This is a genomic window from uncultured Proteiniphilum sp. (assembly GCF_937873925.1).
GTDB lineage: Bacteria > Bacteroidota > Bacteroidia > Bacteroidales > Dysgonomonadaceae > Proteiniphilum.
The window spans coordinates 1-22473 of sequence record NZ_CALNAT010000223.1 but is presented as its reverse complement, the minus strand read 5'-3'; the positions used below and the strand labels follow the sequence as shown (position 1 = coordinate 22473).

The window sequence follows — 22473 nt, the reverse complement described above, 5'->3', positions numbered from 1 at the left end:
TACCCGTTTCAATTTATAACTTCAACTGCACGTATTTGATCCTTTCGCGGTTATAGGTATAGGTGACATGGATATTTCCTTCTTTATCCTGTATAATGGCAGGATAACTGAATTCGCCGGCAGGCTGATCTTCTATATCGATCAGTTTCTCCCATATTTTACCGTCATACGATCCGGCTATCGCAAGCTTATTCCTTCCGGAAGTGACCGGATTATAAATGATCAACTGAAGGCCATTGGATAAGGTCACGGCATCCGTACCGGAATTGTTGTTGGGGAGCTCGGTGGCCGTCAATGGCGACCAGGTTTTACCGTTATCATACGACCAGGATTCCACCACACTTTCATTTTTCGAACGGCAGAGAATTTGCAGGGCTCCGTCCTTATGGAACAATACGGAAGGCTGAATAGCGTCAAAACCGTTATTGTCGATCTCTATTTTTTCCCAGTCCGTCAGATCCTGGTCCGACATTTCCATATAGACATTCCATTTTCCTACAATCTCTATGCTTGTAGGGTAGAGTATTTTACCGCCGGGGAGGATCACCGGTTTGTTTTTGACCGGCCCAAGGCATCCGCGCGGGATCGTTTCCATGGCAGACCATGTCTCCCCCTCGTCGGTCGATATCTTATATTCTCCCCACCAGGTACTCGGACTCGGCCCCACTTTGTAGTAAAGGATCAGATCCCCGTTTTCACGTTTGAACAACACCGGATTCCAGCAGGGAAATCTCTGTGATTCGTCCTGGACGCCATCGGCGACCATTACCGGATCGCTCCATTGTCCGTTCCTGAATCCGGAGGTATAAATACTCACGTCAGGATGCCTTTCGTAGGTTCCGCCAAACCATGCCGCCAATAAGCCGTCATCCGTCTCCACAATGGTCGAGGCATGTGCTGATGGCACGGAAGCCGGTTCTTTGATTATTTCCGCATGAACAATAACGGGTTTGATGGCGCGTAGTCTTTCTCTTTCCGTTTGTCCGGAAAAAGATTCACTTCCCACTGACCGCCCTGCCAATATTGACAGCAGGCATAACAATACTGTAATTCTATTATTTGCCATACGATAATTTTATTTGTTTGCCACAATAAGGGACATCCCGGGTTATCATATTCCCGAATGAAAACGGTTTATTTGTCTGTTCCAAAACCATATAACTTCAAAATTTTAGTAAGAATATCCGTATTCTGGTATATACCGGCAAATTCAACAGCTCCTGCACCATAAGCAAATACGGGCACCATCACGGAGGTATGTCCGGTTGAAGCATAGGTCGCTTCCACTTCCCCGGTTGACAGATCACCGCCGGTAAGCGCCATACCACCCGTCTCATGGTCTGCTGTAATAATAACCAATGTATTCGGATCCTGATCTGCGTAATCAAAAGCCATTTTAATAGCCCGGTCAAAGTCCAGCATTTCATTCACGGTGGCATCTTTTTCATTCGCGTGGCAAGCCCAATCGATTTGCGAACCTTCTACCATCAGGCAAAAACCTTTATCATTGGTCTTCAGCAGATTGATAGCCGCCTGTACACTCTCGGGAAGGAATTCTCCTCTTTCAGGATAGGTTGCCGGATGTTCGTCCGCCACAAGTCCTGCCAGTCTGCCTGTGGTAGCTTTTTTGACGTCGTCCATAGTGAGCGCGACCTGAAATCCTTTCGCTTTCAGTTTATCCAACAGGTTTTCATTATCGGAACGAGCTTCAAAGTACTTTTTTCCGCCTCCGATAAAAACCGTAATGTCGGAGTTCAGGAAATCTACTGCAATCTCTTCTTCCATTTTACGGCTGGGCTGGTGCGCGACAAATGACGCCGGCGTAGCATGAGTAACGGCACAGCTTGCCACAACCCCGGTGGAGAGACCGTTTTCTGCGGCATATTCAAGGATCGATTTTACCGGATTCCCGTCCGCATCAACGCCAATGGCACCATTATTCGTTTTGGTTCCGCATGCGATGGCTGTACCCCCTGCTGCGGAGTCCGTTATATAGCTGTTTGCGGAGTAGGTCTTGGAAAAACCTACAAATTGACACTGTTCCAGATAGAGTGCTCCCTTATTTGCCGTCAGGCCTGCATATACCTGGCTGACGCCCATTCCGTCTCCGATCATTACGATCACGTTTTTTACCTGTGGAGTTGTCTCTTGGCCGGTTTTGTTGCCGGAAACCGAGCATTGAACACAAAAGACCGATAATACAATAAGAAGCGATAAATGAATTCTTTTCATGATTTAATTATATTTCGTGAGAATGATTATCACGCTAGTTTTACATATTGATTTTTTTACCAAAGGATCTTAAGTATATGGACAAATAATAATATATAATTAATTGTTATTCAAATCAATTTACCTGATTTATAAAGATTGAAACTGCTGGCGCATATAGGACAAAGCCGGCTGAATTTCTTTATCAAAATCTTTCCATCTACATTCGATTGACACACATCCTTTATACCCGATTTGTTTCAACGCCTTGAAATAGGGTCTGAAATCATCACCCTTAGTTCCGGGAGAGGTACGTTCCTCTCTCTCGGCAATATGGCAATGACGGATATATTTACCGTATTTTACTATTTCCGAAGGAGGTTCATCTTCCCTGGTCATATGATATATATCACATAATAATTGCACATTGGGATGATCGACCGCCTCTATAATCCGGGCCCCTTCACCAAGGGAATTGATCAGATTGGTTTCCGCCTTATTCAAAGGTTCAATAACCACCGTTACTTTGTACTTTTGGGCCAATGGAGCGATCTGTTTACAAAAAGAGATGAATTGTTCCGTGGCCAGTTCTTTACTGAAATTTTCAGGTACATTACGGGCTTTACCGCTTCCGAAAACGATGTAGGGAATTTTTGCCATACCAGCTCTACGTAAAGCAGCGTCAGCCCAGACCAATGCTTCGTCCTGTTTGGCTTCCGGTCCGATGAGCGGTAAGCTGCCGGGAATGAAACTGGTACAGGATATAATATTGGCTTTTAATTCCTTTATTTCATCCAGATGTTCCTGAAACTCAGCGTCACTCTTATCAGGCATCAGGTATGCTACGTTCGACTCTACATATTCATATCCTGTCGCTTTGAGCAACGGGTAATTGGAGACGCTTGTACAAACGGCATAATCCGGTTGATAAGACCCGGAAAAAGAAGTCATTCCGAGAATAAGACATATCAGAAGTATATTGTAACACAAAGAATTCATACGATTCATTTTATTTTTTACATTATAGTGTATGGAACAGGGTAGAACCAAAACTTTGAGAATCAAGACTAATGGGCCAATATGCCAATCTCTTTCAATTAAAACATCCCAAGTTTTTCACTTCTAACGATGTTGATTTTCTGTCGTCACTCGGCATAGCTCAAGTGAACCTGACTCTACCCTCGTTCCTAAGAAAATTCACTTTTCATTTTTCACTTTTAGTTTTTAGTTTACGAGATGTCTTGGCTCTTGATTCTTGAATCTTTATTCTGTTTTTACTCGTATTTGAATACTTTCCCTCCGGCCATGATCTGTTGCGTTGCCGGATCATATACTGCACGCATACCTGTCCGGTAAGCGGCATTCGCCATCGCGCAGGCAATAGTATGGCTATGTCCTGCTTCCACCGGGCAATTGGTTGCCACATTTTTTGCCCTTACACACTCCATCCAGTTACGCATATGGGCTGAAGTGAGTGGGTCGCCTCCTGTGTTGGCGTCCGCTTCCACTGTAACATTCGGCAATGTGAACTTATCGAGCCGGTTGGCCTTTAATCCCATAGCAGATGCCTCGCGTTCACTCAATCCGCCCTCGGGAGTAATTTCGTTGGTATCCAGGTTCAACATCCCGCCGTTCGAATAGTAGAGTTCCTTTGTCCCCCCGGCCGAATTGCTGAAACGGGACGAATAGACCACCTGAAATCCTTTGTCCTGATTATCCAGCGGTCCGTAATCGAATACCGAAGTCAGCGTGTCGGCATTGGTGCGGCCGTCTTTCCACTGGTAAATCCCTCCGTTGGATACCACGCTGCGGGGATAGGGGAAACCTGTGAACCAATGCACCGTATCGATCTGGTGACACATCCATTGTCCCGGTATGCCCGACGAATAGGGCCAGAACAGGCGGTATTCAAGATATTTGCGTGGATCCCATGCCACTTTGGGACGGTTCATCAGATAGCGGTTCCAGTCCACGTCGTTTTCCCTGATGGAAGCACATAAGTCCGGCCTGCGCCAACGACCCGGCTGGTTCACGTTCCAGCACATCTCGGCAATCACGATATCGCCGAATTTTCCGGACTGGATATAATCATGGGCAGCATGGTAATTCGCTCCACTGCGGCGTTGTGATCCTATCTGCACCACGATACCGCTTTCCTTACAGGCTTTTAATGCGGCATTGGCATCATCCATGGTTTCCGCAAACGGTTTTTCGCAATAGGCATCCTTGCGCGCTTTTGCTGCCTCCACCAGATGCAGAGCGTGCTGGAAATCTGCCGTGCTGATAATGACCGCATCAATGTCGTTCCGGTCATACAGTTCTTCGTTATTGCGGCACAGGGCGACATCCCATCCGGTTTTTTCCCTGATATAGGCTCTTCCCTCCTCACGGCGGCGGTTCCATATATCCGACAGTGCTACCAGCTCGAAATTCAGCTCCCTTGCATGATTCATAAAGCTGGGTAATAGCGAACTCCTGAACCTGTCGGAGAAACCGACAATTCCTACACGAATCTTATCATTCGCGCCGGGGATATGGGCATAACTCTTAGCGCTCAGATCAAAACCCGTACCGCCAATGGCCATGGCAGCTACACTGGCCGATACTTTCTTAATAAACTCCCTTCTATTTTCCATGACAAATATAATTATGTTGTTAATCGATTATAGTCTACTGATGTCGAACAATTTATTCAATTTATTTTTATAAGCCATATATCACAAACTTTAGAATATTGACGCCAGTTCAGGTGAGACTCTTCCGGTTCATCAAATGAAACTTCCAGTTTACCGTCCTGAAAGAATCTTCTATCTATGGGGAACTCTTTGAATTCCTCTAACTCCTTATTGTACAGGGTGGGGGATATACGTTCCCCATCCACCCTGAGCAATGCATCGCCATATCCGGCGATACGAATCAGGTAACGTGCTTTCGGGTCAAGATCCTCATATACAAGTTGCGGGGCATTCTGGAATAATTGGGTAGATAACCTTTTACGGCTTTTTCCGCCGTCCCACCAGGCCACATCGGTAGCATCATACACCGTTGTCTTTACCCGCGGACTTTGGCTGATATTCGATATGTTGTCGTAATAACTCCCCTTTCCGGGATTTTCCCATGTGCTGATCACCTCTAAAGCCGATAGTTTCTCCGCTTCGGTTCCCATCCGGCCAATCTTTTCAAACTGATCGGCCAGCCACCAGCGATTGTTCAGCGGGTAATCCACAAAATCGAGTACAGAGCCCCGCTCCGGCCCGCTGGCCTGATATTTCTCAACACTGGTCTGCAAACCTACGGAGTGATACAACGCCTCGCAATACTCTTCAATTTTCTTTCTCAATAAAGGAGCTGTATTTACCCGGTCGGCTTCATTCACTTTCTCCAAAGCCAATTCCATCGCTTTTTCAGAACCTATTGCCGGAGACTGCTCCAGCAATTTACTGGCTTCCCGTTCCAGCCCCTGTTCGTATAACTTCCGCCTCTTGGTATAAGTATCATAATAAGTGCGGAGCAACAGCATCTGCCAGCGCCAGTCGTTTTGTAAGCGGGGGTAGGCCTCTTCCAATTGCTGCCAGCGCAGGAAAGTCATCTCAATCCCCCCGTTTGCTTCTATCGGGCCATCCCAATTGCGTTCCAATCCCAGTATGGCATCCGTTACCCGATCATCGGGTTTGGTGCCAAAGAAGAATCGTACATACTGCTCCGTAATTTCAACGGCATCTTCCTCCTTATTCCATCCTTTCCGGCTCCAGATAAATTTGTTTAAATCATCATGTGCCCCGTCGGAATAGGTAAGGAAGCCATCGGTAAACGGGGCATACCGGTCGTGTAATTCCGCGTAATAGAACGGCTGCGGGTTGGCCGGCTCACGTCCCAATGTAAGGGCGAACGCCTGATCCCAGCGAAGGGTGGGGTAGAGGCAGCGGACAATATGGGTGATATCGGCATAATGGCGGTGCATATACTTCCCGGGCAACCGATAGCGTGTGTCGGACAACGGAGGGCTACCCGGCCCGCTTACCACTCCCCGCAACCAGTCCGGACTCTCGGTCTCCAGGAAATGGTAGAAGTAATCGATCTGTTCATCGCTGAAACCCTGCAATGAGATCCAGACACCGGCCTGAGGATGATATTTTTCCAGTTCCCCGGCAATGGCTTTAAGGAAAGGCATCACATACCGCGGATGATTGTCCCCCGGATCACCACCCGGCACAAAGACATGGCTCAGATGCGGACACTCCCTGTAATAATCGCTGTGTTTCTTTACTTCCGCCCGGAACAGGCTTTCATCCGACAGATCCACATTGGCAGGCGTCCATACCCAGTAATCCAGTCCATAATTTTTACAAACTGCACTTATATGCCGGTTCATCTCTTCCTTTGACACTTTCATGTGGGGACTGGGAGTATTATCAAAAGGAATGGTTTCAATACAGTTCGTACCGAAAATGGCCAACTCCCGGATATATTGCTCATACTGTTCCTTCGACCAGGCATCATAAGAATTCGCAGTATTGCGATAACCTAACTGATGCCCTCTGATGGGATAATCCGGTGCGGTTTGTATAGCGTTTGAGGAATCGAACAGTATCTGCTTGTCGGCAAGTAATGATGTACGCAACAGGTGTCCCGCAGCGAACAACAGCCCGCGCTCATCGGCTCCGATAAGCCAGATAACCGGTTGGGAAGCGCCCTCTTGCACAACCACGCTGAATGATTCAGCTTGCAGGGAGAGTTTTGTTTTTTCAGGAAGCGTTTCAGGAAGCGCCTTGCCGTTCAACATCTCATCCGAAGAGAGTGTCAAGGCGATGACCGGCGAACCACCCCAGGCGTCGGTAATACCTAAATGAATGCCCGTACGCCTGTGGATTTCTTCCTGCAAGACCTGAATGACCGTCTCCTTCACAGGAGATTTGAGAGAAGGCGATACAAGCAATCTGCCGCCGGAAAGATCGATCTCACCGGCATAAACAGTTGAGGACATGCACAGTAAAACAAGACAGATTTTCAGCGCTGCATTCCATTTATTCATGATCTCAGGTGTATACATGGCGACCAATCTGTTATTTTTTTATCCGTTCTACATTTATTCCCTGTATAATTACCGAAGGTTCGGATGTTGCGTCAGCCAGACTACAGCGAGCCGTAATCGTTTTTGTGTCATCATTCACCAAAGATACATAATTATCGCTCCAATATACCGGAAGTATCGGATTTTCTATCTGATTGTCCACTAATAGTAACTCTATGCTGAATGCAATATTTTTACTCGTATTGCTCAGATTCACCTCCACCACCCATTCGTCGTCCTCTTTGTACACTTTCTTTGTAACATTCACCTGCGGTTGAGGCAGATCATTCAATTCGTGGAAATCGGCATATCTCTTCTGGGGAGTGTAAAACCAATAGTATTGATCCCAGTCCATCTCATCTTCCTGGCCCGACAACCAATAAAAATTATCAGCGACCAGCTTATGCCGACTGTCGTGCAAGGTCAAATTCAGGAAATAAGTCCCTTTTTTATCGGGCAGCTCCGGTAACTCCGTAAAAACAACGGATGAGTTCTCTTGCACGGACAACTTTTTCCCCTGTTCGAATAGTACTTTAGACTGACTGTCATACAAGGTGGCCCTGACCGTATGATCGGTTATATCCTCCAGTATATCGTTGGCGACATATATTTTTCTGTCATGATAGTTGTAAATGACATTAACGGGTTGACACGCCTTTTTCGCACCGAAATAAGCTCCGGTAGGCATTAAATACCAATCATACAGTTGCCAGTAGAATTCCGGCCAGGCTGAATTCAACTGCCATTGCACCACTCCTGTCGCTACCGGACGATTCACGACGAATGCTTCGAACATCGGCCGGATGGCTTCATAGTTAGCCCATTGTGCCTTCATGGACAGCTCTTCCAGATTCTCCGGTGTTCCGTATCTTCTATTTAACGCGTTCAGATAGACTTTCACACTGCTGAAATCTTTCCGTCCCGAATGATAATCCCACATCGCATTCAGCGGCGGCCAAAGATCCTCTTCCGGGATCATTTTCCTGATGCTGCTAATCGGAGGTATTTGCGGCCCCGGACCTGTTTCTGTATTGAAACCGAAAGCGCCTCCCAGCTTTTTATCTTCAAACCAGTACACAGGAGGAACATATTCATAAGGCCCGTTCATCTTCATCCCCGTTACTCCGGAGAGCTCACTGGTAAAATCGCCGGCTGAAACCAGTAAAGAACGACTCTTGTCATATCTTTCCATTGTTTCAGCGTATTTCTTTTCCAATGAGGGTTTGGGCATGGCGTCACTCCCCACGGCCCACACAAAAACAGAGGGATGGTTCCGCAGCCATAATACCTGATCCCTGAACATGTCCGATAGCAATTGTTCCTGCTCAGGCGTGATCTTCACGCCATATTTATCTACTCCTTCGTTGATCGGAATATTCTGGTCTTCTTCCGGCACCTCCATTTCCAGGCCGAGATAATCGGGCCACTCCCACTGGCAGCTCCAGCCGACCATCAGCAGGATACCGTTTTCGTCACAGAGATCATATATCTCCCGGCTCGTTCCCCAGAAACCTTCAAAACGGAGAGAATTAAGGTTCATCTCCTTTACATAGCGTATTTGTGCCCTGTTACTGCGGGTATTATCGCGAAGAAACAGGTCGTCCACCCAACCGGCGCTTTTTATGAGCACTTCCCTTCCGTTCACTTTATATCCCCTCACACCTTGTTCATTCAGGTAAGTGTCAATTGCACGAATGCCAAATCGAACCGTTGCCGTATCACAGAGCGTGTTTCCCTCTTTAAGCGATAGATGCAAGGTGTACATTTCCGGATTTCCTAATCCGTTAGGCCACCAGAGACAGGGATTTTTTATTGTCAGTTCTTTAAATTTTTCCGGGGTAAGTACAGCGAGAAGTGTCTTACCGGCATCCACAGTAAAAGTTTCACTGACCACACTGTTTTCCACCCTGGCTTCCAGGGTCAGTTTCTTCCTTTCGGAATGGTGATTGGTCAGTTCCGCAGAAACAGATAATGTCGCTTCATCCAATGTTTCGGTGTTGACATCTGTTATGACAAAAGGACGATCGATCGAAGCCTTTCCACTCCGCCTGATCCTTACCGGACGATAAATTCCCATGTTATGGTCGGGTGGGACAGGCGCCCAGTCGACAAATCCCATATAAAAATCACCCGGTTGAGGAGGCAATATCTCTATCGCCAGGTTATTCCCCGCTTCTAAAGCGATAGAGGTGATGTCGCAGGCGAACTGACGGAAGGCTCCGAAGGCACTGTCCGCCGATAGGATCAGGTGGCCGTTCAGCCATACATTGGCACTGTAATTGATACCGTCCAGCAACAATTTCGTCTGTTCTTTCTCCGGATCAAATCCTGTCAGCTCAAAAGAAGTCTGGTACCACCATGGATTTTTAAACTGTTCGCCCGGTATTTCTTCCAGGTTCATGCCGAAAAAGGGATCTTTGTATACACCGGCATTGCATAATGCCCCTAATACCGTAGCGGGTAAGGATGTTTGTATCCGGTTATCCGTCGCCGGAGAGACAGATAAGGCCGCTCCATCCTGATTCAATCCCTCAGCAGAATGGATATACCAGTTATCTGTCAGGATGAGTTCTTCAATCCTGCTTTTTTGCGTACAGGAACACAAAAATAAAGCACCTGCCAATATAATGATGATATGACTGAATTTATTCATACAATTGTACCTCCCTGTATTTATTCAATTACATTAGACTATTTGAGTCGCCTTCGCTTCTCGATTTTCAATTCTGCGTTCGGCAAAGTAAATAAATTTACTCTGCTCTCACTTAACGAAATAGTTCATTTGACATAGTTGCATCGGATATCTCCTCCATCAGAAGATTTTTCCCGCCCTCCTGCTTTTCGAGTGTAAACTTGTCGTATAACTTACCTGTAGCAGTATAGGCTTCATACGCCAACTCGCCGGAATCTATCCGGATAATCTGGTATAGCTGTATTTTCTCGGCTGACCGGTGCATCCATTCCTGCTTGTCGAGTTGGTAAAACTTCGGTCCGCTGACAGAAACAATATATGCCGTCCCTTCGGAATGGGTGCGTGCATAGGTATGGTCGTGTCCTGTCAATACCAGATCGACTTTAAATTCATCCAACACCGGTTTCCACAAATTGCGTAACTCTTCATTATCCCGACCTGCTTTTGGAGAAAATATCGGGTGGTGAAAGGTGATGATTGTCCATTTCTGCGGATTATGGGAAAGCAAATCCCGTAACCATTGCTCCTGCTCTTCTTCTTTTTCATTGGAATTGAGTGAAATGATCCGTACTCCCTGGTAATCGATATAATAACAACTCTCTTTCACTCCTTCCGGCCCATTTTGCGGAAAGGAAAACTGAGGCTGCCAGAAGCTGCTTAAACTTGGAGAACCGGATTCGGCGTAGCGATCACGAGAATATTCATGATTTCCGGGAGTGGCAATTACCGGGACAGAAGCATTTACCCACCCCGGAGCATTGAACCATTCGCCCCATTGTTCATCATTCTCAGCCCTGTTAATCAGATCTCCGGCATGAAGCGTGAATGCCGCATCGGGAGCATGTCGAAAGGCCTGATGAAATACGCGGGACCAATAAGTTTTAATATCTGCCTGGGCATCGCCGAAGTAAATAAATGAAAAAGGTACTGCCTCGCGGGAAGCAGTCCTGAAATGAAACCATTCCGTCCATATATCTCCGTCTCCCACCCGGTATGCATAAGTAGTTCCGGAAAGTAACCCGTTAAAGTTCACACTATGGTACCAGACTTCTCCTCCCAGTTCACTGTTAAACGGGGTTGTTGCCGCCTCTACCTCTGTAGGTCTGATATCATGTCCATTCTCTTCCGCAACGGCAATCTGTGCCAGCGCACGTTGCACAGACCGGTCGGTTCTCCAGGTAACAGCCTGCGAATCGGAGGGATCTCCGGCCCACGTCAGCACAATTCTGTCCGGATAAGGAGAAGCTGCAATAAAAGAAAGTGCAACAAAGCAAAAGAATACTTTGGCAGAGATAGTAAATAATGCTGAATAATATTTCTTATGGCGCATTTCTTTAATGTTTGATTATTTCTTTAACTGAAACTGATCTGTTATCACACCGTCAATACCTTTGGATATAAAATCGAGGGTATTGTTATCGATACGGATAATCTGGAACAATCCCCCCTTATTGACATAAACTTCATTGTACTTTTCAGATGCCGGTTCAGGTTTACGGGGCTCGACTGTTACCGAAGAGACATAGATGGTTCCCTTTCTTGAATCGGTTACTACCTGCTCATTATTAATCGGATAGGAGCGGAAATATTGATGTACATGCCCGGACAGCACCAGATCGACATGATACTGATCAAACAGCGAACACCATGATCTGCGTATTTCGGGATAAGAGTTATCCGTCGCATAAGGGGGAAAATGGGTGACGGCTATTTTCCATTTTTCTTTGGTTTGCCTGAGTTCTTCTTCCAGCCAGCAGGCAATCTTTTCTATATCGCCCGTAGCATCGATCATAAAAAAACGTGCATCTCCGTAAGAAAAAGCATAGTTTCGTTCCGGGGAAAGACCACATATCCTGTTCTGGGGTAACATAAACAGTTGTGTGTAGAGGGTAGGGGGCAAGCCGTCCTGACTGTCGTGATTACCCAAAGTGGGGACAAATGCCAATCCGGGAAAGATATCTCTGCCTGAATGTAAATATTTATCCCAAAGATCTCTGAACAGCCCGGTGTTTACATGGTCTCCCGAATGTACCAGGAATGCAGCATCCGGCGCTTCTTTCACAGCCTGTTCCAGTACCGGCTCCACAATATCATCGTTATGGGTATCGCCCAGATAGATAAAGCTAAAAGGTGATTTTCCCTGTGGAGCTGTACGAAAAGAACAGACCGGACTTTCTTTCTGGTTATCTGCGTTATATATCAGATAACTATATTCAGTATCCGGTTGAAGTCCCGTGATATTTACTTCCCAGTGCTTTACATCGGGGTTGTTATGGATATATTTATCACTAAGCAGTTGTTGTGAAGCCACCGCCTTTGAAAATTCGCCTTTATTGTTATTCTCACTCCAATACCTGAGTGTCATTTTAGTTACAGAAGTATCGGTTCTCCATTGAATAGCCTGTGTGGTAGCCGGATCATCACACCAGGTCAGTATAATCTGATCTGCATCGGGAGAGGCAGGATAAGCAGTTTCCCGGAAAGAATTCAATATAGCGGCTTCACGTGCACGGCCGCGAATAGTGGTGAACAGCGCATGCCCTTCGAGTTCTTCCGGTAGTTGTTCGATCACCAACTCATCCCAGTCGTTGTAGGTATAAACCCCTTTCTCCATCCGGATCACTTTCCATCTGTCAGGAGAATGATGCAATATCTTCGGCATCTTATCTCCGGTAACCGGACCGATCGTGACAAAATAAACCACCCGGTGCAGATCGAATCCGTTGATCCCGAGACTGATCTCACCGACAGGGAACTCCTTTTGCCATACTTCATAGTCGTAATTTTCGTTGGATACCGACATATCGGTCTTGTGGAATCCCTTTTCCTCCAGCCAGAAAGGAACGATTTCCTGCCCTTTATGACGCATCACGGATACCAGGGCAGGAGCATCAACCGTAAAACGCCAATGATCTTCGGCAAAGATCTCTTTTTCTTCTTCACTTATCATCCCCAGCAGTTGCTGATTGGTTAACTCATTCAACTTCTCTGCCGGTACTTCAGATATGATCCGCTCCAACACTACATCCCTGAGCTGTTCCGTTTTAGAAGAGAGTGGGAGGGTAGCGGGTAACTCCTCCAACAGCTGGTACAACTCGTTATACAAAAGCGGTGCGGTCTCCGGGCCAAGAGAATTCTGTTCACCGTAATAAGGCTTGTCCCGGTATACATACGGCTTCTTCACATCCCATTGGCTTTTGGGGATTATATAGCCGATCTCGTCATTGGCAAGACCGATGCCAAAACGGAACTCTCCCTGCATCAGATCGCGCAGAGGTGGTGTTTCCCGGGGATCGACCGGAAAATCCCGGCCGGGTAAGGCCACTACCCCTCCATTCAATATCTCAGGATAGAGTTCTCCCGGGAAAGTGATAAAACCGGCTGGCCCGATGCTCCATACAGCAGCTTCGGTACGCTTTTTCATCCATCCGGTCATATCTGCATCCATGAGCCCGATAGCGGCAGCAAGGCGGAACAGTTTATTCTTTAGAGGAAGTTCGAATGTCTTTGCACGGAGATTGATGCCTGCTTCTCTCACTTCAACAGCCTTTTCCTCCATCGTACGGAGTATGATCAATCCAAGGGTATTTCCCTGGGCACGTATCTTATCGAACGACGGCTCTACATATACCGTATCGCGGAACGGATCATGTACCTCCATTGTGGCATGGGTAGTCATTAATCCGCCTACTGCCCCGTTCACATAGAGGGCAACGCCGCCGACTCCTTTTCTGACGAGGCTGTCTCCGTGATAGACTCCTTTCTCGACCGCTTCCCTCAGGTAGTGGGGAAAATCGGAGGAGATATACAGGTTTTTACTCCACAATGTTTCGGGATGATTGGCCCATTGGATCAGTGTCCCAAGCGTTTGTGAGGTCTCGGCATCGGTGACCTGCATCATTCTGAGGCCTTCGTCAAAGACATAAGGTTCACGTGTGTCCTTTAAAGTTACCATCCCCTCCGTGAGGTTTTGCGAGAAACGGAAATGGGCAGGACGCAATGCTTCGACAGCTTCCACGACAGATTGCACCACACGCTTCTTCACGTATTCCCTCCATTCCGCGTTAACCCCGCTTTTCAAAGGCGATTCGCCCCAGAGGCCCAACAGGTCAGGCCCTTCATGCGTGTGGGTGGATGTGATCACCAGATAGGTGATCCCCGCTTCTTCCGGTAACATTTTCCGGATATCCACGACCATCGGATGGAACATACCGATCACATCGACAGCCACCAATGCAAGACGGGTATTGCCGTCATCCAGCACCATTGTCCGCGCCCACAGATCGTCATGCACACCCTGTGCGGCGACTCTGTTTCCAAAGCCGGCAATCCAGTAGGTATCGAATTTCCCGTTTCCGTTCAGGTCTTCATAGGTATCTCCTTTCTTCGGCTCATAACGTGCATTGTTGTCCATATCGTTCCACGGTTCCATATATTCAGGCGTGATCGTAACCGCGGCAAAGCCGGCACGCATGACCCGGGACTCCCTGCTTTCTATTTTCAGGTCGACACTATATCCCGGATGACGGTCGCGCATATTGCCGTAGCCATAAACACAGACCAGGATAAGTACAACCAGCAGTGAGATTCCTATGATCTTTATTATTTTCATTTGTATAACTAATTGAGTCTACTTTAAAAAGTCGTTTTTGCTAAAAACTAACGCCCCACAAGTATCTCTGAAGGGGGTAAAATTGAAAAAGTGTCCTTTTTCAAGTGGGTTCACTAATTCAAGTTTCAAAAAATCGTATGACTGCAACTAAATCTTCCGACTGATGATGTTTTGTGACCCATAATAGTTCTAATTCGCTAAAAGAGTAGAACTCGCTTCGCTCAAACAACTACTCTTTTAACGCTCATCTCGAACTATGGGTCCCCACAAAACATCTATAGGTCTCCTCTTTAGTTGCATATTTAACTTTTTCTCTGTAATTCAAATAAAGGATGGTAACTGATAACGATAATACCTTCCTCTTCAATCAATTGCCTGAACCTGTCACTGGTAAAAAATTCCAATTCCTTTATGCGTTTGGGAGCAGAACCGGTAATTGCCCGAATCTCGTCTCCCTCTGTCGCTGCATGGATATATATTTCCGTCACTCCGGGCTGTATATTCTTAATATACGCTGTCCAGAACTCCTCCAGATTTTCTGTTTTGTAGTTTTGCAGCTCTTCGTGAATAAAATAATCAGGATGAATAATTCCTTTCTCTTTACAAATATCCCTGAAAGGTGGCGCTCCCATATTGTCCAGTGTGGATTGCGACGGCATACGCACAGGCAGGTCAAACTCTTCGGCAAGTTGCAAATAGATCAACATATAGTCCGGTGAATACTGATAGGTTCCCATATGGGAATCAATATGGGTCACAGGTACTCCGGCATCCAGCGCCTTGCGGATCTGCGCCCTGCCTTCAATCAATGCTTCTTCGGTATTGGATGCTTTATACACTTCCATCACACCTTCCCACATATATCCCTGTTCGTCATACAACCCCGGGACTTCATTGCGCGGCGCTACCGTACCCCATCTATAATTTTTCCATTCCGATGTCAATGTGAGATGCACGCCAAATCCTTTATCCGGATTCTCTTTCGCATAATTGACGATCTCATTCGACCAGGAGCAAGGCATCATGATGGTAGCCGAACTGATAAATCCATTCTCCATCCCTTCAACGGTAGCGGTATTGGCAGCATGGCACATACCGGCATCATCATTATTGATGATCAGCAATTTGTCTGTTTTCTTGTATCCCAAACGTTCGGCCAACGTCTGGGCGGACAGGGTTCCTACAAAAAATAATAAACTCAGTATCAGAATTCCTCTCATCTCGTTTGATTATTAAGTTAATTAAACTTCCGCGATTATATTCGATAGGACGTACGCAACTAAAACGTTCGACTGACGCTATTTTGCGACCCATTATAGCTCGCATGCACTAAAAGAGTAGAACTCGCTGCGCTCAAACAGCTACTCTTTTCACGTTCATTGCGAGCTATGAGTCCCCGCAAAATATCTAAAGGTCTTCGCTTTAGTTGCAAAAATTGTTTACTATTGTACAAATACTTTTTTATTATCCGAGACATATGTCCGGGTACTGACTGTGTACTCATCACCATGAGGATCTTTATAAACCAGATCGACATAAAAAGCCTGAAATCCTTTTTTCGGATAATTAATCCTTACGTCGACCGCAGATCTGTCCCTGGCGTTGAGCTGTATATCACTTTTAGTCCATGTGGCCTTACGGAAATCCCGGCTGTCGGAAACGGATTTCCATAGCGTAGCGCCCACCAGATTGTCCGGAGAGGTTTTCACTTGCAGGTCGATATTTCTACGCTTTTCCTCCAGATTCCATTCGCAGACAGGATAATCCGCCTTATATAACATATGCGCGAAAAATGAGCTGAGAGCTCCGAAAGCCTGTACTTTATCCCCCAAACCATGACCTGCATTGGGAACATAATGCAACAGATTATGCCCGGGAATATCATTGATGTAATGTTTCACCGCATCGACGGTCCAATAGGGATCGTTTGTTCCCATAATGATCATTTTGGGTAGCGTCAGTTTCTCCCGGTAGGAATAAGGGTCTATCATTTGTACGACAGCGCTTCCAAATTCACTATGGATTGCCTGTGGTATCTCCAGATTCACGTAATCCTGGATCTCCTCGCTGTATTCTCCGTAGAGCTGCTTCTGATAATCCAGGGTGGCAGGCATATTCAGCATATCGATCACCATGGGAGCTATTGCCTCCACACGCGGATCCTGAAGCGCTCCGGTAAGCCAGGTTGTCCATCCCCTCTTCGATGCTCCTGACACAAGGAAACGATTTATTTTCCGATCCAACTGTTGCGCGGCAAATTCCTGCACCGCATCCATGGCCTTGTACGCCGTTTTCGTCATCGGAAAGAGCAATGGCCAGGAGTAATCTTTGTCTTTCCTGAACTCATTGAGCGTATAGGAGATCAATGCATCTTCTTTCAAACCACCGTACAGGGGTTGATTGGGAACTTGTTTCAGTACACATACAAGGGCGTTATTGCGGTTAGCTAGGGCAGACAAGAACAATAAAAAGCCATCATCCTCCTTCGCAAATCTCGGAATGCCATCGTTTATTGAGCCTCCGTCTACAAATAAGAGTGCCCCATCCTGTTTTAAGGACTCCGGAACAAAGATAATAAGTTCATGTTTCCAAAGGATTCCATGCCATTTCTGAGAAATAAACAGCAAGGAATAGACCTTTGTCTCATCCATCTCATATGTATTGCGGACTTCCCATCCCCATGTACGATCATCATTGTGGACATAAGCATTCAACGCCGTTTCAGGTGTAATAACCTGTTGTGCGTACCCAATGACAATGCTGAAATAAACAGCTAAAATAAACAGTAATCTCTTCATATACCCGATATTATTTTTTTTTACAATCAATCTCCACATGGTGGAATCTTGAATCTTGAATTTTAAATCTTGAATCATTCAATAACATTAAGATAACGTGCCATCCAATAGGGTAGCAGAAACTCTTCTCCGGTAAGTTGCTGATACGCTCCACGCCCTCCGTCAATAATAAATTCGTTATTATTATGCCTGTTCAGCGGCCGTTCCCTTTTAGGGATAAGTTCGGTAGTTGTCTGCTCCCGGAAATTGGTGTGGATATCTTTCGGCAGAAATTCCAGGTCTTTCCGGTGTGAGTTTTTTACCACATAACGGTTACGATCTTTGGGAAAGCCTTGTAAATACCAGATGGTAGATTCCAAATCGATATCTCCTGATGTCCCATAGGTCAGGAGATTCCAGAGCGCATTGCGTTCGGGCTTCTCAATTTCCCAGTGATCCCGTATCATTTCCGCGTACATCTGCTTTAATGATTCATCGAACGCATAATGATATAACACCCAATAGGTGAGAAATGCCATTTCATCATCAGAATGATTCCAGTCCTCACCCATGGTTATTCCCTGATGTTGAAACCCGGAAGTAAACCGGATATTGCCCATAGGAATTTTCATATTATCAAGATATCCGTGTTCTTCCATCATCCTAAACGCTTCTGTTTTATAGATCTCTTTCCCTGTCAGTTTGTATGCCAATTGAAGTCCTGTGATCGTCAGTGTACTGTTCAGCCTGCGATCGAATTGGGTAGTAGCGAAAGAATTCACATATTCAGGATTCCATCTGCCCCAGAGCGTGGGCTTACCGTCATAATCGATAAAATAATAATCATTGGTGATGATATGGGTCATGATCGCATCAAAATAGTCCGCCACCCGCTTTTTTTCTTCGGGTGTCTGTGCCACAAACTGGTCTATTACGGAGGTAACAAACAAATAAGCGACGAACTCGTCGGTACTGGTGGTCCCTTTCCACCACCAATCCTTATCAGGCGCCGGCCTCCAGGGAACTGTGTCTCCGGCAATATATCCCGTACGTTCGAATGTTCTTGCAGAAAATCCCTTTAGAGGATGGATGGTCAGCAGTCTCTCATAAGCTTCAAACGATTCCCATACATATTCCCTGGCCTTCTCCTCTTTGGTTACAGCATAACGGAATGCCTGGCTTCCCAGATAAAATGAAGTCCACAGGCCGTCATTATCATCATCGTCGAGGCGCAGGGTTGTAGGATCGTTGGGATCGATCAACCGGGAAGCGGATGAGAATCCATAACGGAGATGGTATTTGCGCAGGTTGTCCTGTAGAAACACCGCTTTCTCAGCCAGTGTTTCCTGTACAAACTGTACCTTATTCAAACCGGTCGGCGTCAAAAAGTAAAGGTTTCCGTCGTTATCCGCGGCCATATCTATGATCTTGTCCTGATCGAGCCAGCGTTCAGAGGCATAATAGTCGAACCGTTCCGGTTGCTTTACAAAAGCGCCCTGATCTGTTGCAAACCAATATTTACCGTCCACGGTCAACATATGGTTAATAACGGGAACAGGAAGCCTATTATTGTGAGGTTCAGTGATTTTCCCGCTCCGATCGATCACGTAATAGCCATCCGTTGTGCCCACCGCTATGCTATCTCCCTGGAATGCCATTGCTGTCAGATTGCTGCCGGAATAGATTTTAATCCATCTGTCATCTTTGAGTAAATAGATACCCGTAGATGATAAATACCAGAACTGATGATCCGATACATACAATCTGATCAATTCTTCAGGGGGAACGTCCAGGTCTCTGACTTTTGTACTCCGGTTATACAATACACCTCCATGCTCTCCTGTCAGCAATACGTCGTCATTGGCATTTACCGCAATATGACTATACTGATTTTCAGGCAGCAGGCCGCATATTGTCCCGGCATGTTTGTTGGTAAGAAAACGGTCGGAGTACAGATAATACAAATAACCCGTTCTTTCCTGAATACAGATATCCACAGGAGATTTATCGGCCAGGGAAGCATACCGGAGATCTTTGGAAATAATCTCTCCCGGAAAATCGCGGAACAGGCCGGCATCGGTCAATATGAAAATACTGTTATCTCCGTCCGCCACTACTTTCCTGAAGCGGACATCTTTCCATTTCGGAGATAGAGTATACCTGACCGACACCGGCGCCGTATAAGGTTCATCCTTTACCGGCAGATTGCCTGTTCCCGCAAAAACAGATTTTATCAACAAGAGGCATAAGAAAATGCCTATCTGTTTTAAATTCATATAATTAAAAGTTTGAAAACTAAAACTAAGAAGTAAAGTGAAGAATTAAAAATTAAAAATGAAGAGTGAGGGATTGGGAACGAAAAGTTTTCAATTCCCAAATCCCACATCTCGATTGAAAACCGACCTAGTCAAATCCTACATCCTAAGTCTCACATCTTACATCTAAAATCATAAATCCTACATCTTAAATCCAAAGTCTTGGCTCTTGATTCTTTGTTCTAAAAATCTAGTGTCTTTATTCCTTATTCTTTACTCTTTATTCTTTTCAATCACCACGGTTTTCCTGTTCCCTGAAGAAGCCACATCTTCGACCAGGCGCTGTTCTTGGATTGATCCGTATCCTGATACGGCGTCGCTTCCAACCTTTCGATAGCCGCTTCAGCATTCGCCCTGTTCTTTTCAATCTCATCGGAGGTGTGGTAATACCACCGGATGGGCAATACGGGACGTAGTGCAGCCGGACCCGTCTCCAATGTCGGTAAGCCCGTCCTTCTCCAGTCGAACCAGGCTTCATGTGCCGTAGTCCAATGGGCGATCCACTTTTGTTCGATAATACTTTCCAGCCCGTCATAAGGTACATTCTCAATATAATCTTCAAATTCACCTTCCACTCCCCAGGCTTTGAACGACTCCATCACACCTTCGGCATAGTATTCGGCAGGGTCATTTGCAATCCACCCCCTGTACGCCGCTTCGGCAAGTATCAGGTTGACCTCTGCCGCAGATATCAATCTCATCAGGACAAGGGGATCGGTTGTCAGTCTATATCTGTTGTTCAAATGGGAGGCATGTGGATTCACAGTACCCTGGGCTGCGTTGGCATTGTTCATATTGAAGATCTGTACCAACGGATGGGAAATAGTCACTCCCGCATATTCGGGGTCAAAATCCACCTTCATACCATTGGCTTCAAAGGCGGTTACCAGATCCTGTGACACTTCCCGTTCGCCATTATCGTTAATCTGATCAATACCTGTTCCCGAAACCAGTTTCAGCGGAATCTGTATCTTATTGGCCCATACCGCCAGGCGCGGATCATTATAATCCCTCAATACATCCACCAATGTTTTTCCCATTTTTGTCCTCATATAGTTTCCGTCCAGCCTCACATCATATACCGTATTTAGCGGGTTAGAGGTAGCATTTGAGGTACCGGGGAAGCTGATGTTCGCATCGTCGCCGGCCACCCGGATCAGCGGATATTGAGCCGGATCTTCCACAATTCTCTTGATTCCCTCTTCCGCAAACGCGGGTTCTTTGGCCTGTAACCTCATATAGTACCGTAAGGCCAGTGAATTCGCAAATTTTTGCCATTTGGAGGCACCACCGTTATAAACCACATCTTGTTTGGCCACAATATTGCGATATTCGTTTGCACTTTTCGACAAGAGCGTATTGGCAGTATCCAGATCGGCAAGGATACCATGGTAAATCTCCTGTTGGGGATCGAAAGCCGGCATAAAATGGTCTGACCCCTGTTCGGCCTTGAGAGCGTCTTTATAAGGTGCATCGCCCCATATATCGGTGATCAGGCCGAAAACATACGCCCTCATGATCCGGGCAACTCCTTCGTGGAACTCGTAATTATGGTCAACAGCCTTCCTGAAATACTCATCGTTGTTCATCAAAATGCTGTAATATCCGTTCCAGCTATGCGAAAGGGTATTCCAATCGTAATTATTATAACCGCCAAACCAGCCGGTTTGCTGCGTATGCTGCATAACTCCTGAGAAGGTACCGAAGCCGATATTGTAAACGGTTTGCCCCAGATTCGTCTGCACCGTAGGCAACAGGAAGTTTACATCCGCGATTGCCGGATCAACACCGTTCGGATTGATATTCAGTTCATCCAAATCCTTGCATGAAACTATAAATCCGAACACCAGCGTTAAAAGTATGATAAAACTGTTTTTTAACTTATGCATGACCTTATTTCGATTAAAAAGTAAAACTTAATTTAAACCCGACCGGAACAACCCAAGGCTCAGCGTTAAAACGTTCGACACCTTGTTTAAAACCTCCGTTACTACCCGATTGATAAGCTCTTTCCGGATCTATTCCCATCCCGGCGCTTTTTGCCCAAAGCATGATGTTTCTGCTGTATACCGAAACGTTCAGATCTCTCATCCTCAGTTTTTGGGCGGCCTTATCGGGAACCCTGTAGTTCAGCGAAATCTCCCTTAATTTTATATAGTCCGCATCGAACAGGTTAGCTTCTCCAATATCCCACGGATAGCTCATTATATACGGCCTGAATTCAGTACCTTCATTGCCAAGATTCTCCTTGATAAGAATAAAATTACCCTCATCGTCATACCGGCCGTAGACACCCGGAGCAAATGTCCCGTCGTATGCTCCTATACCGGTATAGAAATCGTTGTAATATCCTCCGAAATCAGGAGTAGGGCCACCGACAGGCCTTGGATTATCGGTATAAATCAATTTATCGGCATTGGCTACCACCCAGTCACGAAGCGCCTGACTCGGTCCCCCTCCCAGTCCGTCGGGCGGCGTAACCAACGAGTTGAGCCAGGTATTTGACACCACGCCCTCAGTAAGATACCTCCAGGTTTGCGATACATACTGTCCGCCCGATCTCCAGTCGAACGTCATACTCAACGTAAAATTCTTATAGGTGATAGAGGTCTGGAGCCCCATGATAAAATTGGGGTTATAGTTACCCACCTTGGAGTATTCGTCCTCTGACTGCCATTCGGCATCTTCATCGTTTTCCGGTAGTAAGGGATATCCGTAATAGGGGGAGTTTTCATCGGTTACTCTCAGTATTTTCCGGGTGTAAAGATTTCCGATCAATCCATCCCTGCCCAGGG

The 22473-nt window shown here is 46.2% G+C and carries 12 protein-coding genes and 1 pseudogene; all 13 read right to left on the bottom strand.

The features are described from left to right. Positions 1 to 13: 13 nt before the first annotated feature. Positions 14 to 1066, bottom strand: coding sequence for a sialidase family protein (locus Q0502_RS14955; protein WP_298652384.1), 1053 nt, complete (start codon positions 1064 to 1066; stop codon positions 14 to 16). 68 nt (positions 1067 to 1134) lie between these two features. After that, positions 1135 to 2232, bottom strand: a complete 1098-nt coding sequence (locus Q0502_RS14950) for an alkaline phosphatase (RefSeq protein ID WP_298652381.1) — start codon at positions 2230 to 2232, stop codon at positions 1135 to 1137. A 129-nt stretch (positions 2233 to 2361) separates the two neighbouring features. Next, the gene (locus Q0502_RS14945) at positions 2362 to 3210 is read right to left on the bottom strand and encodes a sugar phosphate isomerase/epimerase (RefSeq protein WP_298652378.1); all 849 of its coding nucleotides are present in this window, start codon (positions 3208 to 3210) and stop codon (positions 2362 to 2364) included. 275 nt (positions 3211 to 3485) lie between these two features. Next, on the bottom strand, positions 3486 to 4847 hold the full coding sequence (locus Q0502_RS14940; RefSeq protein WP_298652375.1) for a Gfo/Idh/MocA family oxidoreductase: 1362 nt from the start codon (positions 4845 to 4847) through the stop codon (positions 3486 to 3488). A 56-nt stretch (positions 4848 to 4903) separates the two neighbouring features. Continuing rightward, positions 4904 to 7261 carry a hypothetical protein gene (locus Q0502_RS14935; protein WP_298652542.1) on the bottom strand — a complete coding sequence of 786 codons (2358 nt, stop codon included), beginning with the start codon at positions 7259 to 7261 and terminating at the stop codon, positions 4904 to 4906. A 13-nt stretch (positions 7262 to 7274) separates the two neighbouring features. Further along, positions 7275 to 9935 carry a glycoside hydrolase family 2 TIM barrel-domain containing protein gene (locus tag Q0502_RS14930; protein WP_298652372.1) on the bottom strand — a complete coding sequence of 887 codons (2661 nt, stop codon included), beginning with the start codon at positions 9933 to 9935 and terminating at the stop codon, positions 7275 to 7277. A 112-nt stretch (positions 9936 to 10047) separates the two neighbouring features. Then, positions 10048 to 11304: a metallophosphoesterase family protein gene (locus tag Q0502_RS14925; protein WP_298652369.1), complete on the bottom strand. Its 1257-nt coding sequence runs from the start codon at positions 11302 to 11304 to the stop codon at positions 10048 to 10050. Between the two features lie 15 nt (positions 11305 to 11319). Then, positions 11320 to 14586, bottom strand: coding sequence for a neutral/alkaline non-lysosomal ceramidase N-terminal domain-containing protein (locus Q0502_RS14920; RefSeq protein WP_298652366.1), 3267 nt, complete (start codon positions 14584 to 14586; stop codon positions 11320 to 11322). Positions 14587 to 14888: 302 nt separating this feature from the next. Then, positions 14889 to 15806: a polysaccharide deacetylase family protein gene (locus tag Q0502_RS14915; protein ID WP_298652363.1), complete on the bottom strand. Its 918-nt coding sequence runs from the start codon at positions 15804 to 15806 to the stop codon at positions 14889 to 14891. A gap of 222 nt (positions 15807 to 16028) precedes the next feature. Further along, positions 16029 to 17384 (bottom strand): PhoPQ-activated protein PqaA family protein, encoded by a 1356-nt coding sequence (locus Q0502_RS14910; protein WP_298652360.1) that lies wholly within the window; start codon positions 17382 to 17384, stop codon positions 16029 to 16031. Between the two features lie 74 nt (positions 17385 to 17458). Further along, positions 17459 to 19639, bottom strand: coding sequence for a hypothetical protein (locus Q0502_RS14905; RefSeq protein WP_298652357.1), 2181 nt, complete (start codon positions 19637 to 19639; stop codon positions 17459 to 17461). Positions 19640 to 19911: 272 nt separating this feature from the next. Next, entirely contained in the window at positions 19912 to 21567 is a 1656-nt protein-coding gene (locus Q0502_RS14900; protein WP_298652354.1) for a SusD/RagB family nutrient-binding outer membrane lipoprotein, read from the bottom strand. 13 nt (positions 21568 to 21580) lie between these two features. After that, a pseudogene (locus Q0502_RS14895) lies at positions 21581 to 22473 on the bottom strand (hypothetical protein); the annotation flags it as partial.